The organism is Streptomyces sp. NPDC051662, from assembly GCF_040681655.1.
In the GTDB taxonomy this organism is placed as follows: Bacteria; Actinomycetota; Actinomycetes; order Streptomycetales; family Streptomycetaceae; genus Streptomyces.
In genome coordinates this window covers 100,215-110,117 of the sequence record NZ_JBFAZD010000025.1, presented here as the reverse complement: position 1 = coordinate 110,117, position 9,903 = coordinate 100,215, and the positions used below count along the sequence as shown (strand labels likewise).

Annotated in this window: 6 protein-coding genes; 4 read left to right on the top strand and 2 right to left on the bottom strand. The window is 69.4% G+C overall.

The window, feature by feature from the left end; all coding sequences use genetic code 11:
* Positions 1-17 precede the first annotated feature (17 nt).
* From AB0M67_RS32230 to AB0M67_RS32215, 4 genes are all read left to right on the top strand, one after another.
* Positions 18-1,268, top strand: a complete 1,251-nt coding sequence (locus AB0M67_RS32230; protein WP_365751093.1) for a cytochrome P450 — start codon at positions 18-20, stop codon at positions 1,266-1,268.
* Positions 1,269-1,295: 27 nt separating this feature from the next.
* Complete coding sequence (locus AB0M67_RS32225) at positions 1,296-1,520, top strand: MbtH family protein (RefSeq protein WP_365751092.1); 225 nt, start codon at positions 1,296-1,298, stop codon at positions 1,518-1,520.
* Between the two features lie 73 nt (positions 1,521-1,593).
* Positions 1,594-4,044 (top strand): penicillin acylase family protein, encoded by a 2,451-nt coding sequence (locus AB0M67_RS32220; RefSeq protein WP_365751091.1) that lies wholly within the window; start codon positions 1,594-1,596, stop codon positions 4,042-4,044.
* A 7-nt stretch (positions 4,045-4,051) separates the two neighbouring features.
* Positions 4,052-4,879, top strand: a complete 828-nt coding sequence (locus AB0M67_RS32215; RefSeq protein WP_365751090.1) for an alpha/beta hydrolase — start codon at positions 4,052-4,054, stop codon at positions 4,877-4,879.
* A gap of 73 nt (positions 4,880-4,952) precedes the next feature.
* Here the strand turns inward: AB0M67_RS32215 and hisC are convergent, their stop codons facing one another.
* Both hisC and AB0M67_RS32205 read right to left on the bottom strand, forming a co-directional pair.
* Positions 4,953-7,070, bottom strand: coding sequence for a histidinol-phosphate transaminase (gene hisC / locus AB0M67_RS32210; RefSeq protein WP_365751089.1), 2,118 nt, complete (start codon positions 7,068-7,070; stop codon positions 4,953-4,955).
* 66 nt (positions 7,071-7,136) lie between these two features.
* Positions 7,137-9,887, bottom strand: coding sequence for a ferritin-like protein (locus AB0M67_RS32205; RefSeq protein WP_365751088.1), 2,751 nt, complete (start codon positions 9,885-9,887; stop codon positions 7,137-7,139).
* Positions 9,888-9,903: the final 16 nt, after the last annotated feature.

Sequence of the window (9,903 nt, the reverse complement as noted above, 5' to 3'; positions counted from 1 at the left end):
ACGAGGTAATCCGCGGCATGACGGAATTAATCCAGGGTGTTGACCTTGCCGACCCGCAGACCTTCAACGGACGTGATCTGGCAGGGTTCTGGAAACAGCTCAGGTCGGAGCGTCCGGTGTACTGGCACCCGCCGTTGGGGAAGAATCCCGGCTTCTGGGTGATCAGTCGGTACGCGGACATCATGGACGTCTATCGCGACGACGTGAACTTCACTTCGGAGCGGGGAAACCTGCTGGTCACTCTGTTGGCCGGCGGGGACTCAGGATCCGGTCAGATGCTCGCCGTCACCGATGGCCACCGGCATCGCGAACTCCGGAAGATCATGCTGAAAGCCTTTTCCCCGCGCGCCTTGGAGCGAATATCCGACCGGGTGCGGGCGAATACACGGAGGCTGGTGGCGGAGGCCGTCAAGCGGGACGTCTGTGACTTCGCCGAGGACATCGCGAGCCATATCCCGATGGGGACCATCGCGGATCTGCTGGGCGTTCCCGCCGCCGACCGAGAATTCCTGCTCTCCCTGACGAAGTCCGCCCTGAGCTCCGACGCCGCCGACGCCCAGGAGACGGACGCGCTCATGGCGCGCAATGAAATCCTGCTGTACTTCGGCGAGTTGGTCGAAGAGCGACGGCGCTCTCCGGGCGACGACGTGATCAGCGTGCTGGCCGGCGGTGAGATCGACGGCCGGACCCTGACCGAGGACGAGATGATCCTCAACTGCTACAGCCTCATCATCGGAGGTGATGAGACGAGCCGCCTTTCGATGATCGACTCGGTGTACACGCTGTCCCACCACCCGCGGCAGTGGCAACTGCTGCGCGACGGCGAGGTGAGCCTCAGCTCCGCGGTCGAGGAAGTGCTGCGCTGGGCCTCACCCGCCATGCACTTCGGGCGCACGTGCCTCAACGACATCGAGGTGGGCGGCGTACGGATCGCGGCGGGAGACATCGTCACCCTGTGGCACGCCTCGGGCAATCGGGACGAGGCCGTCTTCCGGGATCCCGGGACCTTCGCCCTGGACCGTACACCCAACAAACACATCACCTTCGGATACGGGCCGCATTTCTGCCTCGGTGCCTATCTGGCCCGAGTCGAGCTCTCCGAACTGCTGTCCGCGCTGAGGACCTTCGCCCAAGGCTTTGAGGTCGTCGGCCCGGCACAGCGGATCCACTCCAACTTCCTGGCCGGATTCAGCGCGCTGCCCGTGCGCTTCGAGCCGGATCCGGCGGGACTCGCCCGGTACGACGAGACGCGTGGCGCGACCGTGTGATCGCGGCACCAGCTGAGGAGGACACAGATGAGCACCAACCCGTTCGAGGACGCCGACGGCACCTACCTGGTCCTGGTCAACGACGAAGGCCAGCACTCGCTGTGGCCGTCGTTCGCGGAGGTACCCGCGGGGTGGCAGGTCGCCCTGAAGGAGACGGACCGGCAGTCGGCCCTCGACTACGTCAACGAGAACTGGACCGACATGCGGCCCAAGAGCCTGATCGAGGCCATGGAGAAGGCCGACGCCGGCTGAGCCGGCACCCGTAACCCCCGCCCCCTGATGACGGGCGACTTGACGGAACGGACACAGGAAGGGGGCGGCACGGATGCCTCGCGTGACCCGGCTGCTCGTACGAACCCGTAGGGCGGTGGCCTCTCTGGTGGCCGGGATCACGTTGGTGGGGCTCGCCGCCGCGCCCGCCTCCACCACACCGGCCACCGGCACCACCGGCCACGACCGCCGTGTCGTGATCCAGTACACCGAGTACGGCATGCCGCACATCACGGCGGCCGACTACCCGGGGCTCGGCTATGGCTACGGGTACGCGTCGGCCAAGGACAACCTGTGTGTCCTCGCCGACGCGTACCTTACGGTCAACGCCGAACGTTCCCGCCACTTCGGCGCCGACGCCCCCGCCAATCCCGGTCTGGGCGCGGCGTCCGACAGCCTCACCAGCGATCTGTATTTCCAGCGGCTCAAGGACTCCGGCACCGTGGAGCGGCTCGTCGGTCAACCGCCGCCCCTCGGCCCGGAACCAGAGGTCGCGCAGTTGGTGCGCGGCTATGTCCAGGGCTACAACCGCCATATCGCCGAGGCCACGGCGAAGGGCGTCATCGACCCCGCCTGCCGCGGTAAGTCGTGGGTACGCCCCATCGCCCCCATCGACGTGTACCGGCACATCCACGCGGTGACCACGATGTCCGGCGCGGGTTCCTTCATGGACGGCATCGCCGGCGCCCGCCCGCCCGCCGGGGACGGCCCGGTCCCCGCGCCACCCGCGGAGGCGGCGGCCGGACTCGACGCCGCGATCCGCGCCGCCCGCGGCGACGGTGAGATGGGCAGCAACGCTCTCGGGATCGGCGCCGACGGTACGAGCGGCAGCCGCGGCGTGCTGCTCGCCAACCCGCACTTCCCCTGGCACGGCGTGCGCCGATTCTGGCAGAGCCACTTGACGATACCCGGCCGACTTGACGTCTCCGGCGCCTCGTTGCTGGGCTTTCCCGCCGTGCTCATCGGCCACAACCACAACGTCGCGTGGACCCACACCGTCTCCACGGCCACCACCTACGGGCTTTACGAAGTACCGCTCGTACCCGGGGAGCCGACCAGATATCTCGTCGACGGCGTGCCGGAGGCGATGAAGAGCCATCGCGTCCAGGTGCGGGTCCGCGAGAAGGACGGGACGACCGGCACGGTTGAGCGGACGCTGTGGGAGACCCGCTACGGGCCCGTGATCGGCGCGGGACCTGGCGGCTTCCCGCTGCCCTGGGGCAACGGCACCGCCTTCACGCTGCGGGACGCCAATGCCACCAACCTGCGGGCCCTGAACACCTGGCTCGGCCTCGGGCGGGCCGGGGACACCGACGAGGTGCGCCGGGTGCAGTCACGCACACAGGGCCTGCCGTGGGTCAACACCGTGGCGGTGGACCGCCGGGGCGACGCGTACTACTCCGACATTCAGGTCGTGCCACACGTCACCGACGAACTGGCGAAGCAATGCTCCACCCCACTGGGAGAGCGGCTGTTCGCCACCAGCGGGGTCCCCGTCCTCAACGGGGGGCGCGGCGCGTGCGCCTGGGGAAGCGACCCGGACGCGGTGGAGCCCGGCCTGCTCGGACCCGGACGGCTCCCACGACTGGCCCGCGACGACTATGTCACCAACTCCAACAACAGTCCCTGGCTGACCAACCCGGGGGCCCCGCTGACCGGTTACCCCCGTATCGTCGGCGATACCGGCACCCCGCGCTCCCTGCGCACCCAAGAGGGCATCCTCTCCGTGCAGCGCCGTCTGGCCGGCACGGACGGGCTGCCCGGCAGAGGCTTCTCGCGTACGACGATGGAGCGAATGCTCTTCCGGGACCACAGCAGGGCGGCCGAACTGGCCGCCGCCGACACCGCCGTGATGTGCCGGTCGTTCCCCGACGGAGCGGCGCCGTCGTCCCAGGGGCCCGTCGATGTGTCGACCGCCTGCGAGGCGCTGGCCGACTGGGACGGCCGATACAGCCTCCAGAGCCGCGGCTCGCTGCTCTTCGCGCGCTTCGTGGCGAAGGCCGCCTCCGTGGCGGGCGGTCCGTGGCAGGTCGGCTTCGACCCGGCCGACCCGCTGCGTACGCCCAACACCCTGGACGTGGACCATCCGGAGGTGCGGCGGGCGTTCGGCGACGCGGCCGCGGAGCTCCGTACGGCCGGCATCCGCCTGGACGCCCGACTCGGGGACCATCAGTACGTGGTCCGCAACGGCGAGCGCATCCCCCTCCACGGCGGCCCGCACGAACTCGGCGTGCTGAATGTGATCACACCCAAGTGGGACGCCGCGGCGGGCAACACCGAGGTGACGGCCGGATCCAGTTTCCTTCAGGTGACGGAGTTCCCCGACAGGGGCGCGCCCCGCACCTCGTCGCTGCTCACCTACGCACAGTCCGGCGCCCCCACCTCCCCGCACTACGCCGATCAGACGCGGCTCTACGCCGCTGGTACGTGGGTCCGTGAGCGGTTCACCCAGGAGGAGATTCTTGCCTCACCGCGGCTGCGGACCCTCATTCTGACCGGGAGATAGGAGAACCATGCCCCTCCTCACCGTCAACGGCATCCGTCTCAACTACGAGGACAGCGGCTCCGGTGAACCCGTCGTCCTGATCATGGGTTCCGGCAGCGGGGGCCGTGCCTGGCACCTTCACCAGGTACCGGCGCTGACGGCGGCCGGCTACCGAGTGATCACTTTCGACAACCGCGGTATCCCGCCCACCGATGTGTGCGTCGACGGGTTCACCGTCCAGGACATGGTGGCGGACGTCATCGCGCTGATCGACACACTGTCTCTGGGGCCGGTGCGGATCGTGGGCACATCCATGGGCGCGTATGTCGCGCAGGAGCTCGCTCTGGCCCGGCCGGAACTGGTGCGCCAGGCCGTGCTGATGGCCAGCCGGGCCCGCAGCGACGCGCTCCGTTCGGCACTGGCCAGGGCCGAACGGGAGCTGCACGAAACGGGGGTGCCGCTCCCCCCGCTCTACCGGGCAGTGGTCCAGGCGATGCAGAGCCTCGCGCCCCGGACCCTCGACGACGAGCAGAGCATCGTCGACTGGCTGGACGTGATGGAGATGTCACCCCAGCACGAAGCGGGCCGCGGTGCCCAGCTGGCGCTGGAGCCGATGCCCGACCGCCGCGGCGCGTACAGCGGCATCCGCGTTTCCTGCCATGTCATCTCGTTCGCCGACGATCTGATCACCCCGCCGAGGGCCGGGGAGGAACTGGCCGCCACGATCCCGGGCGCCGGCTTCGAAGTCATCCCGGACGCCGGGCACTGGGGCTACCTTGAGAACGCCGAATCGGTGAACAAGAGCATCCTGGGGTTCTTCCGCGCCGCCGACACCCCCGCCCGCTCCGTGGGCTGAGGCCGGGACGCGAGGGAGGGGCGGTCGCTACGGCGACCGCCCCTCCCTCGCGTCCGGTGGTTCCCCCCTCACCTCATTCGGTGGACAGCAGCCACAGCCAGGTCGACGGAGCCCCCAGCGGTTCTCGCCGCTCGACCCGGAGCCCCGCCCCGGCGAAGGCGTTCTCATAGGTGGTCCGGTTCATGATGGGCGTGTCCATGAACGCGTGAACCAGTTCGAAGCCGACCGAGAACACCGGCAACGGCCCCTGGTGCGCCTCCCATTCCTGGGCCACGGTGTCGGCGATCAGGAACCGCTTGGCGTCCGGGAAAACCCGGCGCAGCGTACGCATCACCCCGACCGGATCCCCGGTGGCATCGAACAGGTCGTGCATCATCAGGAAACTGGAGACCAGGTCGATCCCAGGGAATGTGCGGTCGGTGAAGCCCAGGATGTCGCCGTGCACGATCTCGATGCGATCGGCCAGCCCCGCCTCCGCGACCCGCTCGGACGCCTGTCCGCAGGCCGCCTTGTTGATCTCGATGCCGGTGCCGCGCCGGGCCACGTTCCCGCCGCACAGCCGCAGCAGCCGGGTGGCGTCCCCACAGCCGAGGTCGGCGACCGTGCCGAAATCGACCGTGGTCAGCACCTCTTCCTCGACCGGCAGCATCAGCTCACGCCCCACCTCGCCCGAGCCGACGGCGACCATCGCGCCGTCGCGGTCGATGTCCCCCTCGAAGACCGAGGTGCCCAGGGCGAGACCGGACAGACCGCCCAGGACGTCGCGGTAGCCGCCGACGCCCCAGGTGAAGAAGCCCCGCAGCCGTACGAGGTCCCGTCCTGACGAGGTCAGGGTGACGGTGGGGGTGTCGCCGGGCCGCAGCTCGACGTATCCCAACAGGGCGGTCACCCGCAGCATCGCCATCAGCCCAGTGGGGTCGGCGCCCGAGGCGGCGGTCAGCGAGTCCAGCGTGCACTCGGGCCGCTCCGACAGCCGCTGCCACACACCCAGCCTGCTCAGCGCGAACACGACGTGCGCGCCGACATAGCCGTTGAAGAGATCCTCCGGCGCGACGGCGTCCAGGGTCGGCACGGCGACCTTGTCACGCGCGGCTCCGAGGCCGTGGCCACGCGCCGCGTGCGAGCCGGGCGAGGCGAGCAGCTTGCTGAGCGCCCCGCAGAACCGATCGGTGTCCTCGGAGGTCCCCACGGTGACCCGTATATGGCCCGGATGCCCGAAGAGCGTCAGATCGCGTACGAGGATGCCGTGCTCATCGGCGAGCCGCGAGGCGAACCGGGCGCTGTCCCCGGGTGTTTTGACCATCACGAAGTTGGTGACCGAGGGCACGAACCCCACACCGAGCCGCGCCAGGCCCCGGCACAGCCGCTCCCGTTCCCCGGCGGTGCGCTCGCGGACCTCCGCGATGTGGTCCTTGCTGTCCAGGGCGGCCAGGGCCGCCTGCTGCGCCAGTCTGTTCATGTTGAACGGCAGCGCCCGGCGGACGTCCTGGATGCCCGCGATGAGATCCGCGGGGCCGACGGCGTATCCGGCGCGCAGCGAAGCCAGCCCCCACGCCTTGGAGAAGGTCCGGATCACCAGCAGCCGCCGGCCCGCGCGCACCGCGTCCATGGCGTGGTCGAAACCGGACCCGGCGAACTCCATGTACGCCTCGTCGAAGACCGGTGTCGCACCGACGCGTTCGGCGGCGCTGATGATCTCCTCGACGGCGTCCGGAGCGAGCAGCGTGCCCGTCGGATTGTGCGGGTTGCAGACGAAGACCAGGCGGACGTCGTCGGCGAGGGCCTTCGCCAGCCCCGCGGCCGGGACGCGATTGTCGGCCAGCGGGACCGTACGGACCGTTGCCCCGGCCACGGCCGCGGAGGTGACGTACCCGGGGAACGTCGTTTCCGTGGCGACGACCGTCTCGCCGGGGCCGGCCGATGCCAGGGAGATGAGGAGCACCAGCTCGTCGGCGCCATTGCCCACCGCCACCATGTCGGCGGTGACGGAAAGGTGTTCGGCCAGCCGCTCGCGCAGTGCGGTCGCGTCGCTGTCCGGGTAGGTGGCGCACCGGCCTTCGAGTTCCTTGGTGACCGAGGCGATCACACCCGGCGGAGGGCCGTACGGGTTCTCATTGCAGTGCATTCTCAGCATCCCGTCGCCCCTTTCGTGCTCGCGGTGGAGGGAGGGCACTGTCGATGGGCGGCTCACGGTGTCTCCTTTGGCTGGGATGGTGTGCGGCGTGCGCGGCCCGGCTCTCCGGTCCGTCGGCCGTATTCACTGACCGAGGCTGACGCCGGGCGACTGGAACGCGGGGCCCAGGACGGTCTTCGCGCCCTCAGCCGAGGGGATGGCCAACAACTTCTTGGCCTCGACCTGAACCTGGAACATCAGCCCCACGGCGTCGTCCAGCTCCTCCGGATGGCCGTTGAACACCCGGTTCAGGCCCGTGAGGAGGTTGGTGTAGGAGGCGTCGCAGCGCAGTGACTCGCGCCGCCCGAGAGAGTCCGCGGGCAGCCGGTACGTGTCGGGATCGTCGATGGTCGGGTGGACCCCGTCGGGGTCGAACGGGATCGCCGGGCCGGTGTAGCTCCACTTGCCGCTGCTGTCGCGTGCGAGCTGTCGGCCCTCGACGATCTCCTCGAACATGTAGTAATGGCCCAGCTCCCCGGGCTCACCCAGACCGTCGTCGTCCAGATCGTGCGGAGAGCCCTCGCCCTGCTCCACGATCTGATGGATGGCGAGGAGGGCTGAGCGGCCGTCGGTGACCTTGTACAGCGTCCCCGGCGCGTCCGGCCAGCCGACCTGCCGGGCGGGGTCTCCGCTGAACAGCTTGCCGTTCTCGTCGAGGCGGATGATGGCACGGGCGATGCGGTTGTAGAGCCACCCGATGGTCTGCGGCTCGTACTCGGCCTTCGAGAACCAGTCCTTGAGCGCGTCGACGGCACTCTTCTCCACATGACGCACCTCGCCGTCGCGGGTGACACGCACGCTCGTCGGGGAGATGACATGACCCTTGAACGGTTTGCCGTCCACCATCGGGTGCTGCGGCTGTTCGATGGCCATGAATACGTCCCGTACGTGCTCCAGCGACAGCTTGCGCAGCCTGACCTGGAGGTCGGGGAGGACACCGGCGGGCAGTGCTCCGGGATAGGTCGGCACAAGCCCCGGGCGGCCTATCCGCGGCTGCCCGCCGACGGCGTTCAGCAGATTGCACACCTGTGCCATGTGCTGCATCTCCTCCAGCACGACGGCCCGGATCAGCTGGGCGATCTTCACGTTGTGGCCGGGCTTGATGGACATCAGCGCCGCCAAATAGGGCGGTACGGTCGCCAGTTCGACGAGCATCGCCTGTTGCAGTACGTCCCTGAGCTCCTCGACGGTGTCGATGTCGAGGAGCGCCGGCCGGGGGCCGCTGTCCAGCCAGCTCACGATCATGTCTCGCTTTCCTGGGGAGAGATCCCGGGTGACGGGCATGTGGTTGGGGGAGTCGGGGGACACGAGCAGGGTCCGCCGGATGTAGGTGCGGTGCTGGAGGACGTGGTTGTAGTTGCCCAGGTCCAGGATGTCCCGCATCACCGGATACAGGTTCGCGTACCGCTGGAAGACGGGTCGTACGTCACGGAGCCAGGTCGGATGCTCGGGAGCCCGGTAAGCGTCGAAGACACGGATGGAGAGCTTGCCGTCCGGTTCGCCCCGGCGGTGCAGCGGCCCGTAGGACACCTCGGTGAGGGCGCCGTCGATCATCCCGCGAGGGTTGCCGGGATCGGTTCCCGTGAACGCCACTACGGCACGGCCCCGGGTGTCCGTGATCACCTCGTCCGGGACAGACAGGGGCCGGGGGGTCTCGCCCGCGTCCAGGAACAGCCGGGCCCCCGCGGCCGGACGGCCGAAGCGCGTCGCGTACAGCGTCGTGGACGCCGACTCGCCCGGGCCCTCGGGGTGGAGGCGGAAGACGAAACCGTCGGCGTGGACCCATGAGGCGTCGGCGTTCTCGGCCAGCAGGACGACGGGCGGGTCCGCCGGGCGGACCACGGCGACGCGGCTCCGTGAGACGAGCGCGAGCTGCCGCCGGGTCAGCCGTGCGGTGGCGATCCCCGCGCTGCGCTCGTAGAAACCGTCGTCGATGCCCGTGAGCGGAACGAGGGGTTCGGGCTTGGCGTCCTTGTCCAGTACGGCCAGAGCGAGCGGCCCGACATCGACGAGCGGGCCGCCGCGCCCGGTGGCCCGAATACTGTTTCCGAGGTCGACGAAGACGGTGGACGTCTCCTCGTCGACCCGGCACGGAGCGTGGAACAACGGGCTCTTGTCATCGGCCTTGCGCAGCCTGCGACCGGCGAGGAAGCGCTTGGGCTCGCCCGAGAAGTAGGGACCGATGGAGCCGACGATCCGCCCGAGGGTGATGTTGTCCGGCCAGTGCTCGACGCCGTCCTCGACCGCGTCCATGGTGACCTTGACCGAGAGCATTCCGTCCTGGGTGCGGGCCCGCAGGGCGCGCAGGAAAGGGGACGCGAGCACCGGTGCCCAGGCCAGTCCTGTGAGGACGGAGTGGTATGCCCCTGACATATCGGGGCGGCCGGAGGGGAGGTCGGCGCGCGGCCACAGGTCCTCCACGGCGGAGGGGAGGAAGTCGCCCCGCAGCAGTTCCTCGCCGTCCTTGCCGAGCAGGCGTGGCCGCCAGCCGTAGATCTCCGGCACCATTTGGTTGTGCGGGTCGAGGTCGACCATCTTGCCGTTGGTCCGCAGGTCGTCGTCGACGAGCCGGCCGCCCACCACCGGGTCCTCCCGCCCGTCGGTGACCTGCCGGCCGTCCGGGAAGCAGACGCTGGTCACGGACACATCGGCCAGCCGGAGCGTGCCAGGCCCGCGCGGGTTCCACAGCCCGTTGACGTCGGGCAGCTTCATCCGCCACTGGTAACGCGGCTCGAAGAGGTCGTTGTCGAAGTACTGCGGCACATTGTTGGCCGTGGCCACGTCGGTCTGGATCGTGCCCGCGAAGTTCAGCCTGGGGTACCCGAGGTAGGACACGGTCTTGTTCCTCTCC

What these genes read in the sequence shown, in the direction of transcription:
- AB0M67_RS32225 (WP_365751092.1), top strand. Translation starts at nt 1,296, where the DNA reads ATGAGCACCAACCCGTTCGAGGACGCCGACGGCACCTACCTGGTCCTG.
- AB0M67_RS32230 (WP_365751093.1), top strand. Translation starts at nt 18, where the DNA reads ATGACGGAATTAATCCAGGGTGTTGACCTTGCCGACCCGCAGACCTTC.
- AB0M67_RS32220 (WP_365751091.1), top strand. Translation starts at nt 1,594, where the DNA reads ATGCCTCGCGTGACCCGGCTGCTCGTACGAACCCGTAGGGCGGTGGCC.
- AB0M67_RS32215 (WP_365751090.1), top strand. Translation starts at nt 4,052, where the DNA reads ATGCCCCTCCTCACCGTCAACGGCATCCGTCTCAACTACGAGGACAGC.